This is a genomic window from Dietzia massiliensis, assembly GCF_018390595.1.
Taxonomy (GTDB): domain Bacteria; phylum Actinomycetota; class Actinomycetes; order Mycobacteriales; family Mycobacteriaceae; genus Dietzia; species Dietzia massiliensis.
The window spans coordinates 12,613-33,575 of record NZ_JAHBAV010000041.1 but is presented as its reverse complement, the minus strand read 5'-3'; the positions used below and the strand labels follow the sequence as shown (position 1 = coordinate 33,575).

The following is a 20,963-nucleotide window of genomic DNA, read 5'->3' as shown; positions in this document are numbered from 1 at the left end:
GGGCGGAGGTGGGGAGGTGTTCTCCCCGGCCTCGACGCGGCGCCGGGCCTCCTCCATCCGCTGCAGTCGTCGCTCCGCCGCCGTGCTCTTCTCGCCTGAGTCCCAGAACCCCGTCATGGCAGACGACTTTACGCGGCCCGCCGCCCGGCGCCCGAGCCCGAACGCCCCCTGTGGGGCGGACCTCACAGGTCCAGACCCAGATCGAGTACTGCGACGGAGTGGGTCAGGCCCCCGACCGCGAGATAGTCGACGCCGCAGCGCGCGTAGTCGGCGGCCACGTCGAGCGTGAGTCCGCCGCTGGACTCCAGCCGCGTGCTCGGCGAGACCTTGTCGCGGCGCTGCACCGCGATCTGCGTCTGCCACACCGGGAAGTTGTCCAGCAGCACCAGGTCGACGCCCGCGGCCAGCATCTCGTCGAGCTGCTCCAGGGAGTCCACCTCGACCTCGCACGGCAGCTCCGGGAAGCGCTCGCGGACCGCCGTCAGCGCCGGGAGGACCCCACCGGCGGCGACGACGTGGTTGTCCTTGACGAGTACCGCGTCGCCCAGGCCGAGGCGGTGGTTGACCCCGCCGCCGCACCGCACCGCGTACTTCTGCAGCAGCCGCATGCCGGGCATCGTCTTGCGCGTGTCGCGGACCGCGCACGTCGTGCCGGTGAGTTCGTCGGCCCACGCGCGGGTGGCGGTGGCGACCCCGGACAGGTGGCACACCAGGTTGAGCAGCGTGCGCTCGGCGGTGAGCAGCCCGAGGGTGGGCGCGCTGATCTCGGCCACGACGTCGCCGGCCGCCACGCGGTCGCCGTCGCGGGCGTGGAGGGTCACGGAGAAGCCGGAGCCGCCCGCGCCCCGGCCGAGCACCTCGGCCAGCACCATCTCGATCAGCGGAAGACCCGCCACGACGCCGTCGACCCGGGTCGCCAGCCGCGCGGTCGCCCGGGCATCGGCCGGCACCGTGGCCAGCGAGGTGGCGTCCGGGCCGTATCGCAGGTCCTCCTCGAGCGCACGACGGATCGCTACCACCGCGTCCGCACGGGTGTCGGGATCGAATAGCTCGTCGTCGTCGACCGCGGGCGCCCCGCCCGGTGCCGCTCCGACCGGCACGTCCGGGCGGCTCACTCCCCCGACCCCGGGTTGCCGATCGCGATCATCCGCTCGACCGACCCGCGCGCGGCCTCGGCGGTCACGGGGTCGACGTGGACCTCGTCGGCGCCCTCGACGAGGGCGCGCAGCAGCGCGGCCGGGGTGATCATCTTCATGTACGGGCAGCTGGCCTGGTCGTTGACCGGCAGGAAGTCGATCTCCGGGGCGGCCTTGCGCAGCTGGTGGATCATGCCGACCTCCGTCGCCACGAGCACCTCGTGGGCGCCCGAGGCGCGGGCGGCGTCGACCATGCCGCCGGTGGACAGGATCTTGACCTGGTCGGCGGGCACCGCCCCCTCAGTGGCCAGGTGCAGCGCGCTGGTCGCGCAGCCGCACTCGGGGTGGACGAAGAGCTCCGCACCCGGGTGCGCCCCGGCCTTGGCGGTGAGCTGGTCGCCGTTGATCGCGGCGTGGACGTGGCACTCGCCCGCCCACACGAGGACGTTGTCCCGGCCCGTCTTGCGGCGCACGTGCTGGCCGAGGAACTGGTCGGGCAGGAAGAGCACCTCGCGGTCGGGGTCGATCGAGGCCACCACGTCCACGGCGTTGGAGCTGGTGCAGCAGATGTCGGTGAGCGCCTTCACCGCCGCGGTGGTGTTGACGTAGGAGACCACGACGGCGTCCGGGTGCTCCGACTTCCACTCGGCCAGCTGCTCGGCGGTGATGGAGTCGGCCAGCGAGCAGCCCGCCGCCTCGTCGGGGATGAGGACGGTCTTGTCGGGCGAGAGGATCTTGGCGGTCTCGGCCATGAAGTGCACGCCGCAGAAGACGATGGTCGACTGCTCGGCCGCCGCCGCGACGCGCGACAGGGCCAGCGAGTCGCCGACGTGGTGGGCGATGTCCTGGATGGCGGGGATCTCGTAGTTGTGCGCGAGGATCACCGCGTCCCGCTCCGCGGCGAGCCGACGGATCTCGGCGGCCCACTCCGCGTCGGGTTCGACGCCCGTGTACACCGAGCCGTCGTGGCGGATCCTCGCGGCGAGCGGCGAATCGAGGCGCCCGATCGCGGTGCCGGGCCGCGGCGCGACCGTCGTGCTGTGTCCTGTGGCAGTGCTCAACGCTGCCCCCTCCCGGGTGAAGTCTCACGGCGCCCTCCGGCAACCACCCGGGGGCGTTTCCGACTTATAATCGAAAACATGACGGAGTGTAACACCGGTCACGAGGTACGCGTCGTGGTGACCCAGGTACGACCGGTCTCCGAGGGCTCGGCACCCGCCCTGCACGTGCTGCTCTGGCAGCACTCTCTCGGCCCCGCAGCCGGGCGGTGGGCGCTACCGGGTGGCGGCGTCCGCGACGACGAGGACCTGCCCACCTCGGCCACCCGGCAGCTCGCCGAGAAGGTCGACGTGCGGTCGCTGAGCCACCTCGAACCCGTCGCCGAGTTCTCTGATCCCGCCCGCGTCCCCGGTCGGCGCGTGTTCGCCTCCGGCTTCCTCGGCGTGCTGCCCTGCGACGCCGACCCGGCCGTCCCCGACGACACCGGGTGGTTCCGCGTGGACGAGCTGCCGGACACGGTGTACGACCACGCCGGCATCGTCGCCCTCGCCCGCGACCGCCTCGCGGCCAAACTGTCCTACTCCAACCTCGGCTTCGCCCTGGCGCCCGAGGAGTTCACGCTGTCCTTCCTCGCGCAGCTCTACGCGGCCGCACTCGGACACCCGGTGGACCCGACCAACCTCCAGCGCGTCCTGACCCGCCGCCGCGAGCTCGTGGCGTGCGGACGCAGCGCTCCCCCGGGCCCGGCGGGTGGGCGGCCGGCGGGGCTGTACCGATTCGCGGAGAGACGGCTGCGCATCACCGACCAGTTCGCCACCCTGCGTCCGCCGACCGGAAGCGGGTGGTGACGCCCGTCAGTCGGCGCCCAGATCCGGCGACGGGTCGAGGTACGCCAGGGCGGCGATCGTGAACGCCGCGATCATCGTCCCCAGGGCCAGCCAGCCGACGCCGGGCGGGAACCAGTCCCACGCCGGACCGGACAGTCCGTAGATCATCCGGTCGTAGAAGAGTTCGCCCGCCGCCGGGGCCTGGCGCACCACCTGCCCGTACGGGGCGTCCTCCGGGGGTGCCGCGAGCAGACCGGCCAGCGGCGTGGCGGCCATCGCGGCCGTCGCCGCCGCCAGCCCGGGCACGAGTGCGAGCGCGGGCACGCCTCCCGGCCGCCGCAGGCCGGGGTGCCGATGCCAGAGCACGAGCACCGCGCTCACCGTGGCGAAGCCGGTGAGCACGATGAGCGTGAGCAACTGACTGCCACCGTCCGCCCCCGAATCGGCCAGCCGAAGGCCGCGCCCGTCACCGACGGACAGCAGCTCCGCGCGCGGGGCCGCGACGGCCCACAGCGCCAGAGCCGCGAGAAACGGGACGACGACGGCGAGGAGTGTGCCCGCCGCGCGCGGGGCGGTGCGGGGCGTACGGTCGGACGAACGCACGACACCTGGCGACGACGGGCCGGTCATGCGGCCCGACTGTACCAACGGCGGTGCCGCCGACCCGCTGTGGTGTAATCGGACCCGGCTCCGCCCCGCCCGGCGTGGCGCCCGGATGCCGGGCCGGGCCATCCGCGACCCCCGGACGAGACGTCAGGAAGTACCAGCCAGTGGCCTCCATCCCTGCTCCCGCGCCCGCCCCCCGGCGCCGCGGGACGATGGCCTACCGGCACGACATCGACGGCCTGCGCGGCCTCGCGATCGCACTGGTCGTGGTGTTCCACATCTGGATGGGCCGCGTCTCCGGTGGCGTCGACGTGTTCCTCACCCTGTCCGGGTTCTTCTTCCTCGGCTCGCTCCTGCGCGGCGCCGGTGACCCGGACACGCCCCTCAACCCGCTGCCGCACCTCAAGCGCCTGGTCCGCAGGCTGTACCCGGCGCTGGTGGTGACCGTCGCCGCGACCGTCCTCGGCACCGTGCTCATCAAGCCGCCCACCCAGTGGTCGGCGATCTTCGAGCAGACCGTGGCCTCGCTGCTGTACTACCAGAACTGGGAACTGGCGCTCACCGCCTCGGACTACGCGGCCGCCGACGCGACCATCTCGCCGCTGCAGCACCTGTGGTCGATGTCCGTCCAGGGCCAGTTCTACCTGGTGGCCCTGGTGGTGGTCCTCGGCGTGAGCCTGCTGTGGCGTCGGCTCGTCCGCCGCGGCACCCCCAAGTGGGTCCTCGTCGGCATCGTGGCCGCGGGCACCGCCACATCGGCGTGGTGGGCCGTGCTCGGACAGTCCGCCAACCAGTCGTGGAACTACTACGACACCGGCGCCCGCATGTGGGAGCTGCTCGTCGGCGGCCTGGTGGCGATCATCCTGGCCGGGATCGTCCTGCCCTGGCCCCTCCGCCTGCTCACCACCGCCACCGGCCTCTTCCTGGTGGTGAGCACCGGATTCCTCTTCGACGGCGCGGGCCACTTCCCCGGCCCGCTGGCCTGGTACCCCATCGGCGGCGCGCTGCTCATCATCCTCGGCGGCAACCTCCCGCCCGGCCTGCGCGCCACCCCGGCCCGGGACCCCATCACCTGGCTGCTGTCCGGCCGGCTGTTCCGGCGCCTCGGGGACATCTCCTACTCGCTCTACCTGTGGCACTGGCCGCTGCTCATCCTGTGGCTCTCCCACGACCGCGAGGCCGAGATCACGCTCGCCTCCGGCCTGGTGATCATCGCCGTGTCGATCGTGCTGGCGCTTCTCACGGAGAAATACATCGAGCGACCGGTGCGGATGGCCAGCCGGGCCCGGGGACGCACCACCCCGGCGGCCGCCGCCCGCGACCGGCTTCGGGGCGGCCCGGAACGCTCGCCCCGGGAGCAGAGACTGTTCGTCCGCGCGAGCGTCCTCGTCGTCGTCGCCGCCGTCGCCAGCGTGGCCACCGTCGGCTGGTGGGGCGCCACCTCCGGTTCCCGCTCGGCCGTGCCCTACGTCGACTCCCTCACCGACCCGGACCACCCCGGCGCGCGGGCGTTCCTCGAGGGAGTCCCCGCGCCCGACGACGTCGGGTACGTCCCCTCCCTGCTCCAGGTGGGCAACGACCTGCCCGCCAGCACCATGGACGGCTGCATCTCGACCTTCGAGTCCTCCGAGGTGGAGATGTGCGTCTACGGCGACGTCACCTCCCCCCGCACCATCGCGCTCACCGGCGGCTCCCACGCCGAGCACTGGATCAGCGGCCTCGACGAGGTCGGTCGGCACTACGGCTTCCGCGTGGTCACCGTTCTCAAGATGGGCTGCCCCCTCACCCTGGACGCCACGGTCTCGGACGGCGGCGAACAGCTCTACGAGAGCTGCGCCGAGTGGACCCCCGAGGCGCTGGCGGCGCTCGTCGGGCTGGACCCGGACTTCGTCTTCACCACCGCCACCCGGCCCGTCGGCGTGGTCGGACCCGACGTCACCCCCCGCCAGTACGTCGACCTGTGGCGCGCGCTCGGCGAGCAGGGCATCGGCGTCATCGCCATCCGCGACACCCCGTGGCTCAACCGCGGCCGTGGACCTATCCGCGCCTCCGACTGCCTCGGCGACGGCGGCACCCCCGCCGAGTGCGGCATGCCGCGCGAGCGCTCCATCTCCCCCATCAACCCCGCCGCCCTCGCCGGCGCCGGCCTCGACTCCGTACGGCTGCTCGATCTCACCGACGGACTGTGCGACCCCGAGGTCTGCCCCGCCGTGGTGGGCAACGTGATCGTCTACCACGACTCACACCACCTCTCGGGCTCCTGGGTGCGCTCCGCGTCCGGCGAGCTGGCCCGTCAGATGGGGCCCGCCACCGGCTGGTGGTGACCGACCCCTCCTCGCACGGGGACGTCAACCGGCCCGAAAAGCACTACCCTTGGGCAGCGTGACCCAAGACGACGTGACGCAAGCGGCTCCGGAGCTCATCCGCGCCTGGCCGGGCACCCCCTACCCGCTGGGGGCGACCTACGACGGCACCGGCACCAACTTCTCCCTGTTCTCCGAGGTCGCGGAGCGCGTCGATCTGTGCCTCATCGACGACGACGGCAGCGAACAGCGTGTGGAACTCGAGGAGGTCGACTACCACATCTGGCACTGCTACCTGTTCGGGGTGACCCCGGGTCAGAGGTACGGATTCCGCGTCCACGGACCGTACGAGCCGGAGAAGGGACTCCGGTGCGACCCGTCCAAGCTGCTGCTCGACCCGTACGGCAAGGCGTTCGACGGCACCTTCGACGGTCACCCGAGTCTGCACAGCTACGACCTCGAGAACCCGGACGAGCGCAACACCGAGGACTCGCTGGGGCACACCATGACCACCGTCGTGATCAACCCCTACTTCGACTGGGGTAACGACCGGGCGCCCGGCCACGAGTACCACAACACCGTGATCTACGAGGCCCACGTCAAGGGCATGACGGCCACCCACCCCGACATCCCGGCCGAGATGCGCGGCACCTACGCCGGGATGAGCCACCCGGCGATCATCGACTACCTCACCGAACTGGGTGTCACCGCGATCGAGCTCATGCCGGTCCACCAGTTCATGCACGATCAGCCGCTCATCGACAAGGGCCTGCGCAACTACTGGGGCTACAACAGCTTCGGGTTCCTCGCCCCGCACAACGAGTACGCCTTCTCCCGCCAGCCCGGTGACGCCGTGAGCGAGTTCAAGGCCATGGTCAAGGCGTTCCACGAGGCGAACATCGAGGTGATCCTCGACGTGGTCTACAACCACACCGCCGAGGGCAACCACCTCGGGCCCACCATCGGCTTCCGCGGCATCGACAACCAGGCCTACTACCGCCTGGTCGAGGGCGACGAGCAGTTCTACATGGACTACACGGGCACCGGCAACACTCTCAACGTGCGCCACCCGCACTCGCTGCAGCTCATCATGGACTCGCTGCGGTACTGGATCCTCGACATGCACGTCGACGGCTTCCGCTTCGACCTCGCCTCGTCGCTCGCCCGCGGCCTGCACGAGGTCGACCGGCTGTCCTCGTTCTTCGACCTCGTCCAGCAGGACCCGGTGGTCAGCCAGGTCAAGCTCATCGCCGAGCCGTGGGACGTCGGCGAGGGCGGGTACCAGGTGGGCAACTTCCCGCCCCTGTGGACCGAGTGGAACGGCCAGTTCCGCGACACCGTCCGCGACTTCTGGCGCGGCGAGCCCGCCACCCTGGGTGAGTTCGCCTCCCGCCTCACCGGTTCCTCCGACCTGTACGAGGCCACCGGCAGGCGCCCGTCCGCGTCGATCAACTTCGTCACCGCGCACGACGGCTTCACCCTCAACGACCTCGTCAGCTACAACGAGAAGCACAACGAGGCCAACGGGGAGGACGGCAACGACGGCGAGAGCCACAACCGCTCCTGGAACTGCGGCGTCGAGGGGCCCACCGACGACCCCGAGATCCTCGCGCTGCGCGGCCGTCAGCGGCGCAACCTGCTCACGACCCTCATCCTCTCGCAGGGCACGCCGATGATCGCCCACGGTGACGAGATCGCGCGCACCCAGCACGGCAACAACAACGTCTACTGCCAGGACAACGAGACGTCGTGGATGAACTGGGACCTCGACGAGGAGCAGGAGGACCTGCTCGCCTTTACCCGCGAGCTCGTCCAGCTGCGCAAGGACCACCCCGTCTTCCGACGTCGGCGCTTCTTCGGCACCCCGGTGCGCGGCGAGGAGGACCCGCAGGACATCGCGTGGTTCGCCCCCGACGGCTCGGAGATGACGAGCAAGGACTGGGACTCCGGCTTCGGCAAGTCCCTGGCCGTCTACCTCAACGGCGAGGGCATCCGCGAGCCGGACGAGCGTGGGCAGCGGATCATCGACGACTCGTTCCTCATGCTGTTCAACGCCCACCACGAGCCCATCGACTTCTCGTTGCTCGGCCCCGAGTACGCCGAGGCGTGGGAGATCGTCCTCGACACCACCCGGCCCGCCGGCGAGCACAACGGGGACCTGCCCTCCGACGGCACCCTCGTCGTGGCCGGCCGCGGCACGGCCGTCCTACGGAAACTGCGCTGATGGGCGACGCCGCGAACGGCGCGGGGTCGGGCCTGCGGGCCCGGGTCGACGCTCTCTCCAGCACCTACCGCCTCCAGCTGCGCACCCCCGCCTCCGACCCCGACGGCCGCGGCTTCACCCTGGCCGACGCCGAGCAGCTCGTGCCCTACCTCGCCGACCTCGGGGTGGGCGCGGTGTACCTCTCGCCCGTCCTGACCGCCACGCCCGGCTCGACCCACGGTTACGACGTCGTCGACCCCACCGAGGTCTCGCCCGAGCTCGGTGGGATCGACGCCCTGCGGTCCCTGCGCGCGGCGTGCCGCGCCCACGGGCTGGGGCTGATCGCCGACATCGTGCCCAACCACCTCGGCGTGGACGAGCCGGCCGCCAACCCCTGGTGGTGGGACGCGCTGCGGCGGGGCCCCGACTCGGAGTACCACCGCTTCTTCGACTTCGACACCGAGGAGGCCAACGGGGCGGACGGCAGAATCGCGATCCCCGTCCTGGGCTCCGCGGAGGACGTGGCCGACCTCGTCGTCGTCGCTCCTGAGGACTCCCCGAGCGGCGAGGCCGAACTGCACTTCTACGACCACCGCTTCCCGATCGCTCCGGGGACCGGCGACGGCACCGCGCAGCAGGTCCACGACCGCCAGCACTACCGGCTCGTCCACTGGCGCGAGCCGCTGCTCGGCTACCGGCGGTTCTTCACCGTCACCGGCCTGGCCGGCCTGCGCCAGGAGGACCCCGAGGTCTTCGACGCCACCCACGCCGAGGTGCGCCGCTGGTGCGAGGAGGACCTCGTCGACGGCATCCGCGTCGATCACCCGGACGGGCTGTCCGACCCGGTGGGCTACGCGCGCCGACTGCGCGACCTCGTCGGACCGGACCGGCTCGTGCTGGCGGAGAAGATCCTCGCGCCCGACGAGGTCCTCGAGCCCGCCATGGGGGTCGACGGCACCACCGGTTACGACGCCCTGCGGCTCATCGACCAGTTGCTCGTCGACGCCTCCGGCGAGGCCCGGCTGTCCGAGCTCGCCGCGCGGTACAGCGGTGACCCGGGCGACGAGGACCGGGTCCACGCGCAGTCCGCCGAGCTCAAGCGGCAGATCGTCGCCGAGGACCTCGCCCCCGAGTTGGCCCGGCTCTCCCGCGCCGTGCGCCGCGAGGTCGCCGTCGGGCACGACGGATCGACGAGCGACGACGTCGAGGAGCGCGATCTCCGCGAGGCCCTGATCTCGGTGATCGCGCGTACGCCGTTCTACCGGGCCGACTATCCCGTCCTGCGGGGCACCCTCCCGGCCATCGTCGACGGCCTGCGCCGCGACCGGCCCGAGCTCGCGCCCGCACTGCGCCTCGTGGCCGGTGCACTCGCGCGCGGCGGCGAGGCGTCCACGCGGCTCGCGCAGGTCACCGGCGCCGCCACCGCGAAGGCCGAGGAGGATCGGCTCTTCTACCGCCTCGGGCGGCTCGTCTCGCTCAACGAGGTCGGCGGCTCACCCGGGCGAATGGGCATGGCCGTCGAGGCGTTCCACCTGGCGATGGCCGAACGCGCCCGCGCCACACCGCTGGCCATGACCGCGCTGAGCACCCACGACACCAAGCGCGGCGAGGACGTCCGCGCCCGGATCTCGGTGCTGACCCAGGTCCCGGACGCGTGGGCCGACCTGGTCTCGCGCGTGTTCGAGGCCCATCCCCCGCCGGCCGAGGACGCCGGGTACTTCCTGCTGCAGATCGTCGTGGGCGTGTGGTCGGAACCGGGCGGGCCGACCGACGAGCTGCGTTCGCGTCTGCACGACTATGCCGACAAGGCCCTGCGGGAGGCCGCGGTCCACACAAGATGGACCGATCAGAACGCGGAGTTCGAGTCCGCCGCGCACGAGTGGATCGACACCCTACTCAGCTCCGGCTCCGCGCTCATCGGCCCGTTCGTCGAGCGCATCGCCCCGGCCGGACGCGACAACGCACTCGTCGCCAAGGTCGTGCAGCTGCTCTCCCCCGGCGTGCCGGACGTCTACCAGGGCACCGAGGTGTGGGAGGACTCACTCGTCGACCCGGACAACCGGCGGTTCGTGGATTACGGTCCGCTTCGCTCGGGCGCCGTCGCCCGTGCCGGCCATCCGAAGTTCGCACTGGTCCGCGAAGTGCTCCGGATCCGCCGGTCGCACCCGGCGGACCTCGTCGGCGGGGCACACGTGCCGCTACCCGTGCACGGTCCCGCAGCCGCGGACGTCGTCGCGTTCACGCGGTCGGTCGACGGCCGCGCGGCGGTCGGGCTGATCGCCCGGCGGCGGACGGCGGTCCTCAGCGCCGGCGATCTCGGAGGCACCACCGCCCTACTGCCGGAGGGGACGTGGGCGGTGCGGCCCGGCGGGGCTCCGATCTCCGGCCGCGTCGACCTGGGCGAGTTGCTCAGCGCCTTCCCCGTCGTGGTGATCGTTCGCGAGGACTGAGGCGGGTCGACTGGCGTGTCGGGTCCGTCCGGTCGGGCTGGGTCAGGTCGGGCTCGGCCGGGTGGGCTGGGTCAGCCGCGGCCCAGCAGCCTGTCGGTCTCCCGCCGCTCGCGCTTGGTGGGCCGGCCCGCGCCGCGGTCCCGTCGCGGTTGGGAGGCCAGGATCTCCTTGGGCGGCGGCGGGGGCGAGTGGTCGATATAGCAGGTCGCCGCCACCGGAGCCCCGACCCGCTTGCTCACCGTCTCGACCACCTCGAGAATGCGGATCCGGCCGAGCGTGCCCGTCACCTGGACCCGGTCGCCGGGCACGACGTTCTTCGACGGTTGCACCGCCTCGCCGTTGACCTTGACGTGGCCACCCCGACAGGCGGCCGCCGCCTTGGTCCGCGACGGGAACAACCGCACCGACCACGTCCACGCGTCCACCCGCACACCCATGGCCCGAGGATAACCGCGCCCGAAGCCTCCACGCGGCCCGCGCAGTCTCATGACGGCGATACGCCCTTCGATCGGTGATCCGCCCCTCGGATGACGATCTGCCCTCGGAGTTCCTAGGGCGGATCGATTTGCGGAGGGCGGATCGAGGTTCGAGGGGCGGATCGTGACGGTCAGCCGCCGTAGTCAGGCGGCGGCCGGGTACATCACGCTCCGAAGGCGCTGTACCAGTAGCCGAGGCTTGTCGAGATCCGCCCAGCGCCAGTGGAGCACCCGGTAGCCCAGCGCCATGAGCGCGGCATCTCGATCTTTCTCCACACCCAGTCGGCGCCGGGCCTCTGTCGCATCCGCGCCATCGAGGTACTTGCCGAAACCGTCGCATTCGCCGATCAGACCGAGCTCCGGCCAGAGAAAGTCCACGCGAGCGACGAAGTTGCCGTGGGTATCGAAGATGTCGACCTGTGTCTGAGGCTCAGGAAGACCGTAGTCCGCGAAGATCAGGCGACTGCGGGTCTCCGCGACGCTCTCGCTGCGGGCATCGACTCGGGCCAGCGCGGCCCGCGCGCGTGTGACACCGGACCTACCGGCCGCGCGGCTCAGCGCGTCGTCCACCGAGGTCGCATTGACCGCCTCCGCCTTGAAGGCCGCATCTGCGACTGCCACGCTCGCCGGTGGTGCGCACGCCCTGGCCACGTCCACGATGGTGCGTTCCGGGCGGGTCACGCGGAGCCCGTCGACCACGTGGACGTCGTCTTCCGCCAACGGGGTCACGTCATGCCTGGTCAGCCTGGTGGTACGGGATCTCTGGGCGTGCCCGGCGCGGGACAACGACACGGTTCCGAGTGGCAGATCCCAGCCCGGCAATCCGAGGACGAGTGCTGCCGACCAGTGGGTGAACACCGGGCATCCGAGGGCGCGGTCCGCCGCCAGCACCATGAGCAGGTGCCGCTCCTCTCGCCCGAGCTCTCGCGTGGACCGGTCGACGTAGAAGCCGGGCCGCAGGCGGATGAGATCGCCCGAGGCGACCGCTCTACCGAGCGACTGGGTGCTGAAGCCGGCCGCCGTCAACTGCTCAGTCGTGTGGAGAAGTGCTCGCAGGTCATCGAAAGTAGCCATGGTCAGATCCTCGGTGCTCATCTGGCCGGTTCCGGCTCATCCCGGTGCTCGACTCGTTCTCCTGTGGATCACGCCGGCGACTGTGACTGCGTGCGCGCAGCCAACTGACCTGCCTCTTCGCCGCTGTCGGGGCGGCGAGTGGACGAGATCCCGCCGGGCGGTCCGGGTCCTCACGATCTGGCTTCCGACGGCCGAAAGTCCCGCCAAAGTGGACATCCAGCCGTAGCCGGCGTGAGTCTCCGATGGGCCGTCGGCGTTCTGCCCCTCGGATCGCGAGTTGCTCCAGGAGTTCCGAGGGCAGGTGACGATCCGAGGGGCAGATCGTCGGGGGGCCCGAGCCGGGGCGCCATGGGAGACTGGGATCACACCACCCCGCAGCTCTCTGGAGGACCCATGACCGACGCCGCCTCGATCGCCCCGGCCACTCTCGACGCCGCCGCCACGCTCGAGCGGATCCTCGACGAGCGCTACAGTTGCCGCGGCTTCACCTCGGAGCCGGTGCCGGAGGAGACGATCGAGCAGATCCTCCGGATGGCCCAGCGCACGGCTTCGTGGTGCAACTCGCAGGCCTGGCAGGTCGACCTCGTGACCGGGGACGCGACGGCCGCGTTCAGCACGCACCTCACCGAGCACGTGCTGGCCAACGACATGCGCTCGGACTTCCCGGCGCCGGAGCGGTACGACGGCGTCTATGGGGACCGCCGGCGGGCCAGTGGCTACGGCCTCTACACCGCGCTGGGCATCGAGCGGTCGGACCAGGAGGCGCGACTGCGCCAGATGCTGGAGAACTACCGCTTCTTCGGCGCCCCCCACGTCGCGATCATCACCTCGGACGCGGGCCTGGGCACCTATGGGGCAGTCGACTGCGGCGGGTACGTCTCGACGTTCCTGGCCGCGGCCACCTCACTCGGCGTGGCGACGTGCGCGCAGGCCGCGATCGCCCTGTATTCCGACGCGGTCCGCGAGCACCTGTCGATCCCGGCCGACCGGCTCATCGTGTGCGGGATCGCCTTCGGCTACGCGGACGAGAACCACCCGGCCAACACCTTCCGCACCGAGCGGGCGGACCTGGGCGACGTCGTGCGCCGCCACGGTTAACCTGCATCCAGCCGTTCGGGCCGGCGAGCGGCTGGCGACGGCTCAGTACAGCTCGCGCTTCTGGTCCGGCTTGCCGGAGATCGCCTTGCGGACCTTGTTGCCGTGGTAGATCGTCAGAATCCCGGCGATGATCGCCACCAGCGTGAAGAACGAGCTCGCGAACAACGCGATCGGCAGCGACACCACAGTCACACCCAGCGCGATCGCCGTGTTCCGCGCATCCTTACGGACCTGCTGCTTCTGGGCCTCGATCGAGTTCGGCTGGTAGGGCTGCATGCTCATACGTTCAGGATTCCATATCCGGGCGTGTCGCCGCGGTCTCGGTGGTCGCGACCCCCGCCTCTGACCACTCGGCGCCCCCGGACGTGCGGGCGGCGAGGATCGGCCCGATCACCCCGAACTCCCCCGCCACCGTCAGCCCGACTCGACGACCGTAGTCCACGTCGAGCACGCGGACGCCGGCCGAGCGCAGCGCCGCCTCGAGTCCACCGGCGACGGAGTGGTCGACCACGGCCGTCCACGCGGGGGTCCGGGTCACCTCTACGACGCGCCCGTCGGTCCACGCCTGCTCGACGGCATCGCTCACCGCGGCGGAGTAGGCGCGGGCGAGACCGCCGGTGCCGAGCTTGATGCCGCCGAACCACCGGACGACCACCGCGCACACGCCGGTCAACCCGCTTCCCCGCAGGACGTCCAGCATGGGGGTCCCGGCGGTGCCGGAGGGTTCGCCGTCGTCGTTGGTCCGCTCGATCAGGCCGGCCCCGGGGTCGCCCACGATGAAGGCACTGCAGTGGTGGCGAGCCGCCGGATGCGCGGAGCGGAGGTCGGCGATCAGAGCGCGGGCGTCCTCCTCGTCGTCGCACCGTCTCAACACCGCCACGAACCTCGAGCGCCTCTCCTCGTACTCCCCCGTCACGTCCGGACCGGCGGAGAGCCTCAGCACGGGCGGCGATGCGGTCATGCCACCAGTATCGCGCCCGGTGACGGGGGCGAGGCGCGGCGGTCCGACTCGCACCCTCCCCGCGGGCACCGGTTTTCCCTACGCTGGGCGGTGTGACCTCACCGAGCGAATCGACCTCGTCCACAGCCACCGGCGCCGACACGTTCTCCGTCTGGGCACCGGAGGCACGCGCGGTCGGGCTGGTCCTGGACTCCCCCGACGCCGACCCCGTCCCCATGCGGCGCGCCGCGGACGGCTGGTGGACGTGCGGCGTCCCCCGCGAGCAGGGCAGGGACTACGGGTTCGTGGTGACCGGCGACGACGACGAGGTCAGCCCGCCCCGGCCCGACCCGCGGTCGACGCGTCAGCCGGACGGGGTGCACGGGCTGTCGCGGGTCCACCGCCTCGAGGAGTCCCGCTGGACGGACGCGGCGTGGACCGGCCGGCAGCTGGCCGGGTCGGTGATCTACGAGATGCATGTGGGCACCTTCTCGCCCGGCGGGACGCTGATCAGTGCGATCGAGCACCTCGACGAGCTGGTCGAGCTGGGGGTGGACATGGTCGAGGTTATGCCCCTCAACGCGTTCAACGGCGAGTACGGCTGGGGTTATGACGGGGTGGCGTGGTTCGCGGTGCACGAGCCGTACGGCGGTCCGGACGCGTTCCAGCAGTTCGTGGACGCCTGCCACGCGCGCGGCCTGGCGGTGTGTCTGGACGTGGTCTACAACCATCTGGGTCCGTCGGGGAACTACCTGCCGGAGTTCGGGCCGTACCTCTCGGCCGCGGACGGCCCGTGGGGGACGGGGCTCAACCTCGACGGCGAGCACTCGGGCGAGGTGCGGCGCTACATCATCGACAACGCGCTGCGCTGGTTCGACGAGTTCCACGTCGACGCGCTGCGCCTCGACGCCGTGCACGCGCTGCACGACGCGTCGGCCGTGCACCTTTTGGAGCAGTTGACGGTGGAGGTCGAGTCGCTGTCCACCCATCTCGGGCGGCCGCTGTCGCTCATCGCCGAGTCAGACCAGAACAATCCGCGGACCGTCACCGCGCGGGAGGCCGGCGGCCTCGGGCTGGACGGACAGTGGGACGACGACGTGCACCACGCCGTCCACGCCGCGGTCTCCGGCGAGCGGCAGGGCTACTACGTGGACTACGGGTCGCTCGAGTCGTTGCGGCAGGTGCTCACGGGCGCGTTCCTGCACGCGGGAACCTACTCGACCTTCCGGGGTCGTGTGCACGGGCGGCCGCTGGATGTGGACCGAGTGCCGGGCAGTCGGTTCGTCGCCTACACGCTGACCCACGACCAGGTGGGCAACCGCGCGGCCGGCGATCGGCCGTCGATGAACCTCACGCCGCAGCAGCAGCTGGCCAAGGCCGCGATCGTGCTGTGTTCGCCGTTCACGCCGATGCTGTTCCAGGGCGAGGAGTGGGGTGCGCGGACGCCGTTCTGCTTCTTCACCTCGCATCCCGAGCCGGAGCTGGCCGAGGCGGTGCGGCAGGGCCGGACGCGCGAGTTCGCGGCCATGGGCTGGGATCCCGACACGGTGGCGGACCCGCAGGATCCGGAGACGTTCCGCCGCTCGGTGCTCGACCGCTCGGAGCAGGCAGCCGATGAGCACGCCGAGATCCTGCGCGTCTACCGCGCGCTGATCGCCCTGCGCAAGGCCGAGCCGGAGCTCAGCGATCCGTGGCTGGCGCCGGTCCGGGTGGAGTGCGGTGTGGAGGCCGACGACGACCGCTGGCTGGTGGTCCATCGTGGATCGTTGGCGTTGGTGGTGAACCTGGGCACCGAGCCGTGCCGGGTCCCGCTGGCCGGCGAGGCGGTCTTCGCCTCGGGCGCGGTGGCCGACCCCGAGTCGGTGTTCTGCCAGGCGTTCGGGTTCGCGGTGGTGCGGACACGCTGACGCCCGGTCGGGTCAGGTCAGGTATTCGTACGCCGCAGTGCCCGGCTCGAGGCGCTCGCAGTCGATGCGGGAGGCGTCCATGCGCTCGAGCAGTGAGTGCAGGCCGGTGGCCGACCCGAGCTCGATGCCCACCAGCGCCGCGCCGAATTCGCGGTTGTTGCGCTTGAGGTACTCGAACAGCGTGATGTCGTCCTCGGGACCCAGGACCTCGTCGAGGAAGCGACGCAGCTGGCCCGGCTCCTGCGGGAACTTCACCAGGAAGTAGTGCTTGAGCCCCTTGTGGACGAGGGATCGCTCGATGATCTCGCTGTACCGCGAGACGTCGTTGTTCCCGCCGGAGACGATGCAGACGACAGTGGCGCCCTCGTCGATGTCGAGCTGGTGGAGGGCCGTCACCGCCAGCGCGCCGGCGGGCTCACAGATGATCCCCTCGTTCTGGTAAAGCTCCAACATCTCCGTGCACACCGCGCCCTCGTCCACCGTGAGGACCTGGATCCGCTCGGTCATCGAGGAGATGACACCGAATGGGAAGTCACCGAGCCGGGCGACGGAGGCGCCGTCGACGAAGGTGTCGACCGTGTCGAGGGTGACGGGCTCCCCCGCCTCCAGTGCCCTCGTCAGCGACGGGGCGCCGGCGGGCTCGACGGCGATGATCTTGCAGTCCGGCGCGTACTCGGCCAGATAGGTCGCGATGCCCCCGGCCAGTCCGCCGCCACCGACCGGGACCACCACCGCGTCGGGGACCTCGTCGAGCTGCGCGAGGATCTCGGCGGCGATCGTGCCCTGTCCGGCCATCGTGTCGGGGTGGTCGAACGGCGGCACCATCGTCGCCCCGGTGCGCTTGGCGTCCGCGCGGGCAGCCGCCTGCGCGGCGTCGAAGTTCGTGCCGGTCACGACGAGCTCGACCCAGCTGCGGCCGTGGGCCAGAATCCTGTCGCGCTTCTGCTTGGGCGTGTTGGTCGGCACGTAGATGCGGCCGTTGATCCCCAGGACCCGGCAGGCGAACGCCACGCCCTGGGCGTGGTTGCCGGCGCTGGCGGTGACCACGCCCGCGCTGCGCTCGTCGCCGGTCAGCTGCGCCATGAGGTTGTACGCGCCGCGGATCTTGTAGGAACGGACCGCCTGCTGGTCCTCCCGCTTGAGCAGGATGCGCGCGCCGGTCTGCTCGCTGAGCCGCTCGCTGGCCTGCAGGTCGGTCGACCGGATGACCTCGCCGATCCGGCGGGCTGCGGCGTCGATGTCGTCGGTGGTCACGACCTGGGTGGGCGCGGGTTCGGTGGCGGTCACAACCACCAGTGTCCCACCGCCCCCGCGATCACCGCCAACCGGTCACCGCGTGCGCAGCGGCGCGCGGCACCCGGCGAGACACGCGTGTGCCGGGCGGCCGCGGTCAGCCCGCGAGGCAGCCGGCGCCGAGTAGCGCCTTGAGGTCTCCCATGAGGGAGGACGAGGTCTCGACCCGCAGTTGGTCGTCGAGCCGCAAGACGGTCGAGAAGTTGCCGTTGACCAACCGCAGGTGGACGTCCGAGGGGCCGGGGTGGCGGACCAAGACCTGCTTGAGCGCGGTGACGGTCTCGATGGTGCACATCCGCGTCTGCAGCGTCAGCGCGAGCGGCGCGCCGTTCCCGCCGACGACCAGGTCCGGCACCTCGAGGGTGTCGCCGAAGACCGACACGCGGTCCTCACGGATGTTGATCCTCGCCTTGACCAGCACGACCGCGTCCTCGGCGATGTCCAGGGCGGCGATCCGGTAGGTCTTGGGGAAGAACAGCACCTCGACGCTGCCGTTGAAGTCCTCGATCGTCACGATCGCCCACGGCTCGCCGTTCTTGTTCACCCGCCGGTCGACACCGGAGATGATCCCGCCGATCGTCACGGCGGTGCCGTGGGGCAGTTCGCCCTCGTGGATCGTGGCGATGTTCGTGTCGGTCTTGGCCTCCAGCGCGGCCTCGAGCCCGTCGAGCGGGTGGCCGGAGACGTACAGGCCCAGCATCTCGCGCTCGAGGGCCAGTTTCTGCTTGGTGTCCCACTCCTCGTCGGGCACGCGGACGGCGAACACGTCACCGAAGCCGGCGTCGGCCGCGGTGTCGTCTCCCCCACCGAAGAGGTCGAACTGGCCGACGGCCTCGGCCTTCTTGGTGGACATCACCGATTCGACCGCGTCCGCGTGGACGAGGAACAGACCCTTGCGCGGATGACCGAGCGAGTCGAAGGCACCGGCCTTGATGAGCGACTCGGTGACCTTCTTGGTGCAGGCGGTCTGGTCGATCTTGGCGAGGTAGTCCGAGAAGTCGGTGAACTCGCCCTTGGCCTCGCGGGCGGCGACGATCGAGTCCACGACCTGGGCGCCGACGTTGCGCACGGCACCCAGGCCGAACCGGATGTCCTTACCGACGGAGGCGAAGTTGGTCAGCGACTCGTTGACCGACGGCGGGAGCACCTTGATGCCCATCTGCCGGCAGTTGGACAGGTACAGGGCGGCCTTGTCCTTGTCGTCCCCGACGGAGGTGAGCAGCGCGGCCATGTACTCGGCCGGGTAGTTGGCCTTGAGGTAGCCGGTCCAGAAGGACACGAGGCCGTAGCCGGCGGCGTGGGACTTGTTGAACGCGTACGAGGCGAAGGGCTCGATGGTGCCCCACAGCGCGTCGACGGCCTCCTTGGAGAACCCGCGCTCGAACATGCCGCCCGAGAACTTCTCGTACTCCGCGGCCAGGACCTCGGCCTTCTTCTTACCCATGGCCTTACGGAAGCCGTCGGCCTCGCCGGCCGTGTATCCCGCGAGCTCGCGGGAGATGGCCATGATCTGCTCCTGGTAGACGATCAGGCCGTGGGTCTCCCCGAGGATCTCCTTGAGCGGCTCCTCCAGCTCGGGGTGGATGGGCACCAGTTCCTGCTTGCCGTTCTTCCGGTCGGCGTAGTTCCAGTGCGTTCCCATGCCCATGGGGCCGGGTCGGTACAGGGCGAGGGCGGCGACGATGTCGTTGAAGCCGGTGGGCTTCATCCGCTTGAGCAGCTCGCGCATGCCGCCGGAGTCGAGCTGGAACACGCCCAGGGTGTCACCGCGGGCGAGCAGGTCGTAGGTGGCCTGGTCGTCCGTGCTCAGCGTGTCGAGGTCGATCTCCTCGCCGCGGTTGAGCTTGATGTTCTCCAGGCAGTCGCCGATCACCGTGAGGTTGCGCAGGCCCAGGAAGTCCATCTTGAGCAGGCCGATGTCCTCACACGACGGGTAGTCCCAGCCGGTGATGATGGCGCCGTCCTGCGCGCGCTTCCACATGGGGATCACGTCGAGCAGCGGCTCGGAGGACATGATCACCGCGCACGCGTGGACGCCGGCCTGACGGACCATGCCCTCCAGCCCGCGGGCCGTGTCGTAGATCCGCTTGACGTCGGGGTCGGTCTCGAGGAGCTGGCGCACCTCGGCGGCCTCGCCGTACCGCTCGTGCTTGGGGTCGGTGATGCCGGACAGCGGGATGTCCTTGGCCATGATCGCCGGCGGCAGCGCCTTGGTGATGCGGTCGGCGATCGCGTACCCGGGCTGGCCGAAGTTGACGCGGGCGGCGTCCTTGATGGCGGCCTTGGTCTTGATGGTGCCGAAGGTGATGACCTGGGCGATCTTGTCGGCGCCCCATTTGTCGGAGGCGTAGCGGATCATCTCGCCGCGACGCCGGTCGTCGAAGTCGATATCGATATCGGGCGCGGACGGCCGCTCGGGGTTGAGGAACCTCTCGAACAGCAGGCCGTGCTCGATGGGGTCGATGTTCGTGATCTTCAGCGCGTACGCCACCAGCGCGCCGGCGGCGGACCCTCGGCCGGGCCCGACTTTGATGCCGATCGAGCGGGCGTGCTCGATGAGGTCGCCGACCACGAGGAAGTAACCGGGGTAACCCTTGCCCTTGATGACCTCGAGCTCGAAGTTCGCGCGATCGATGTACTCCTGCGGCACGCCGTCGGGGAAGCGCCACTGCAGGCCCTTGTGGACCTCCTTGGCCAGCCACGTGTCCTCCGTCTCGCCCTCGGGGACGGGGAACTTGGGCATCCGGTCGCGCGGCGTCCAGATGTCGTCGTACGGCTGGACGCGCTCGGCGATCCACAGGGTGTTGTCGCACGCGCCCGGGACCTCGGAGTCCCACTGGGCGCGCATCTCCTGGGCGGACTTGAGGTAGTAGCCGTCCCCGTCGAACTTGAAGCGGTTCTCGTCGGCGAGGGTCTTACCGGTCTGGACGCAGAGCATGGCCTCGTGGGCGTGGGCCTGCTCGCGGGTGACGTAGTGGCAGTCGTTGGTCACGAGCGGCGGCATGCCCAGGTCCCGACCGAGCTTGAGCAGGTCCTCGCGGACCCGACGCTCGATGTCGATCCCGTGGTCCATGAGCTCGAGGAAGAAGTTGTCCTTGCCGAAGATCGACTGCCACTTCTCGGCGGCCTCGTAGGCCTCCTTGATGTGGCCGAGGCGCAGGCGGGTCTGGATCTCGCCGGAGGGGCAGCCGGAGGTGGCGATGATCCCCTCGGAGTACTCGGCGAGGATCTCCGCGTCCATGCGCGCCCACTTGCCCAGCTGCCCCTCGTACGAGGCCAGCGAGGACAGCCGAAACAGGTTGCGCAGGCCGGTGGCGTTCTCGGCGACCATCGTCATGTGCGTGTAGGCGCCGGAGCCGGCGACGTCGTCACTCTTCTGGTGCTTCTCGCCCCACAGGATGCGCTTCTTCTCGAACCGCGACTCGGGCGCGACGTACGCCTCGATCCCGATGATGGGCTTGACCCCGGTCTTCTTGGCCTGCTTGTAGAAGTCCGAGGCGCCGTACATGTTGCCGTGGTCGGTCATCCCGACGGCCGGCATACCCAGACGTGACGCCTCCGCGAACAGCGGGTCGATCTGCGCCATCCCGTCGAGCATCGAGAACTCGGTGTGATTGTGCAGATGCACGAACTGATCGCCCACGAAAGCAC

The 20,963-nt window shown here is 70.7% G+C and carries 15 protein-coding genes; 6 read left to right on the top strand and 9 right to left on the bottom strand.

Annotated features, from left to right (window positions below):
* Positions 1 to 182 precede the first annotated feature (182 nt).
* Entirely contained in the window at positions 183 to 1,019 is an 837-nt protein-coding gene (gene nadC / locus KHA85_RS11765) for a carboxylating nicotinate-nucleotide diphosphorylase (protein WP_131886577.1), read from the bottom strand.
* Positions 1,020 to 1,111: 92 nt separating this feature from the next.
* Positions 1,112 to 2,143 carry a quinolinate synthase NadA gene (nadA, locus tag KHA85_RS11760; protein ID WP_213185922.1) on the bottom strand — a complete coding sequence of 344 codons (1,032 nt, stop codon included), beginning with the start codon at positions 2,141 to 2,143 and terminating at the stop codon, positions 1,112 to 1,114.
* A gap of 132 nt (positions 2,144 to 2,275) precedes the next feature.
* Between nadA and KHA85_RS11755 the strand changes: the two genes are divergently transcribed.
* Positions 2,276 to 2,983: an NUDIX hydrolase gene (locus KHA85_RS11755; protein ID WP_213185917.1), complete on the top strand. Its 708-nt coding sequence runs from the start codon at positions 2,276 to 2,278 to the stop codon at positions 2,981 to 2,983.
* A gap of 6 nt (positions 2,984 to 2,989) precedes the next feature.
* Here KHA85_RS11755 and KHA85_RS11750 read toward each other — a convergent pair whose 3' ends face one another.
* Positions 2,990 to 3,592: a hypothetical protein gene (locus KHA85_RS11750; protein ID WP_236885580.1), complete on the bottom strand. Its 603-nt coding sequence runs from the start codon at positions 3,590 to 3,592 to the stop codon at positions 2,990 to 2,992.
* A 140-nt stretch (positions 3,593 to 3,732) separates the two neighbouring features.
* Between KHA85_RS11750 and KHA85_RS11745 the strand changes: the two genes are divergently transcribed.
* The 3 genes from KHA85_RS11745 (at position 3,733) to treY (ending at position 10,524) form a co-directional block, all read left to right on the top strand.
* A complete protein-coding gene (locus tag KHA85_RS11745; protein WP_308936939.1) occupies positions 3,733 to 5,892 on the top strand; it encodes an acyltransferase family protein in 2,160 nt (719 codons plus the stop codon).
* Between the two features lie 73 nt (positions 5,893 to 5,965).
* On the top strand, positions 5,966 to 8,095 hold the full coding sequence (gene glgX, locus KHA85_RS11740; protein WP_213185920.1) for a glycogen debranching protein GlgX: 2,130 nt from the start codon (positions 5,966 to 5,968) through the stop codon (positions 8,093 to 8,095).
* Positions 8,095 to 10,524 carry a malto-oligosyltrehalose synthase gene (treY, locus tag KHA85_RS11735; RefSeq protein WP_213185916.1) on the top strand — a complete coding sequence of 810 codons (2,430 nt, stop codon included), beginning with the start codon at positions 8,095 to 8,097 and terminating at the stop codon, positions 10,522 to 10,524. The genes glgX and treY overlap by 1 nt, the downstream gene beginning before the upstream one ends.
* Before the next feature lie 71 nt (positions 10,525 to 10,595).
* Here the strand turns inward: treY and KHA85_RS11730 are convergent, their stop codons facing one another.
* Both KHA85_RS11730 and KHA85_RS11725 read right to left on the bottom strand, forming a co-directional pair.
* Positions 10,596 to 10,961, bottom strand: coding sequence for an RNA-binding S4 domain-containing protein (locus tag KHA85_RS11730; RefSeq protein WP_213185915.1), 366 nt, complete (start codon positions 10,959 to 10,961; stop codon positions 10,596 to 10,598).
* A 183-nt stretch (positions 10,962 to 11,144) separates the two neighbouring features.
* On the bottom strand, positions 11,145 to 12,074 hold the full coding sequence (locus KHA85_RS11725) for a type IV toxin-antitoxin system AbiEi family antitoxin domain-containing protein (protein ID WP_236885579.1): 930 nt from the start codon (positions 12,072 to 12,074) through the stop codon (positions 11,145 to 11,147).
* Between the two features lie 393 nt (positions 12,075 to 12,467).
* Between KHA85_RS11725 and KHA85_RS11720 the strand changes: the two genes are divergently transcribed.
* Entirely contained in the window at positions 12,468 to 13,172 is a 705-nt protein-coding gene (locus KHA85_RS11720) for a nitroreductase (RefSeq protein ID WP_213185913.1), read from the top strand.
* Positions 13,173 to 13,214: 42 nt separating this feature from the next.
* On the opposite strand, the gene KHA85_RS11715 is transcribed toward KHA85_RS11720, so the two are convergent.
* Positions 13,215 to 13,454, bottom strand: coding sequence for a hypothetical protein (locus KHA85_RS11715; protein WP_061229121.1), 240 nt, complete (start codon positions 13,452 to 13,454; stop codon positions 13,215 to 13,217).
* Between the two features lie 4 nt (positions 13,455 to 13,458).
* Positions 13,459 to 14,133: an IMPACT family protein gene (locus KHA85_RS11710; RefSeq protein WP_213185912.1), complete on the bottom strand. Its 675-nt coding sequence runs from the start codon at positions 14,131 to 14,133 to the stop codon at positions 13,459 to 13,461.
* Between the two features lie 92 nt (positions 14,134 to 14,225).
* Here KHA85_RS11710 and treZ point away from each other — a divergent pair, with 92 nt between their 5' ends.
* A complete protein-coding gene (gene treZ, locus KHA85_RS11705) occupies positions 14,226 to 16,019 on the top strand; it encodes a malto-oligosyltrehalose trehalohydrolase (RefSeq protein ID WP_213185911.1) in 1,794 nt (597 codons plus the stop codon).
* Between the two features lie 12 nt (positions 16,020 to 16,031).
* Here the strand turns inward: treZ and ilvA are convergent, their stop codons facing one another.
* Positions 16,032 to 17,306, bottom strand: a complete 1,275-nt coding sequence (gene ilvA, locus KHA85_RS11700; RefSeq protein ID WP_082904522.1) for a threonine ammonia-lyase IlvA — start codon at positions 17,304 to 17,306, stop codon at positions 16,032 to 16,034.
* 103 nt (positions 17,307 to 17,409) lie between these two features.
* Entirely contained in the window at positions 17,410 to 20,955 is a 3,546-nt protein-coding gene (gene dnaE / locus KHA85_RS11695; RefSeq protein ID WP_213185910.1) for a DNA polymerase III subunit alpha, read from the bottom strand.
* Positions 20,956 to 20,963: the final 8 nt, after the last annotated feature.

What these genes read in the sequence shown, in the direction of transcription:
- KHA85_RS11710 (WP_213185912.1), bottom strand. Translation starts at nt 14,133, where the DNA reads ATGACCGCATCGCCGCCCGTGCTGAGGCTCTCCGCCGGTCCGGACGTG.
- KHA85_RS11730 (WP_213185915.1), bottom strand. Translation starts at nt 10,961, where the DNA reads ATGGGTGTGCGGGTGGACGCGTGGACGTGGTCGGTGCGGTTGTTCCCG.
- KHA85_RS11725 (WP_236885579.1), bottom strand. Translation starts at nt 12,074, where the DNA reads ATGGCTACTTTCGATGACCTGCGAGCACTTCTCCACACGACTGAGCAG.
- KHA85_RS11755 (WP_213185917.1), top strand. Translation starts at nt 2,276, where the DNA reads ATGACGGAGTGTAACACCGGTCACGAGGTACGCGTCGTGGTGACCCAG.
- KHA85_RS11720 (WP_213185913.1), top strand. Translation starts at nt 12,468, where the DNA reads ATGACCGACGCCGCCTCGATCGCCCCGGCCACTCTCGACGCCGCCGCC.
- KHA85_RS11715 (WP_061229121.1), bottom strand. Translation starts at nt 13,454, where the DNA reads ATGAGCATGCAGCCCTACCAGCCGAACTCGATCGAGGCCCAGAAGCAG.
- treY (WP_213185916.1), top strand. Translation starts at nt 8,095, where the DNA reads ATGGGCGACGCCGCGAACGGCGCGGGGTCGGGCCTGCGGGCCCGGGTC.
- KHA85_RS11750 (WP_236885580.1), bottom strand. Translation starts at nt 3,592, where the DNA reads ATGACCGGCCCGTCGTCGCCAGGTGTCGTGCGTTCGTCCGACCGTACG.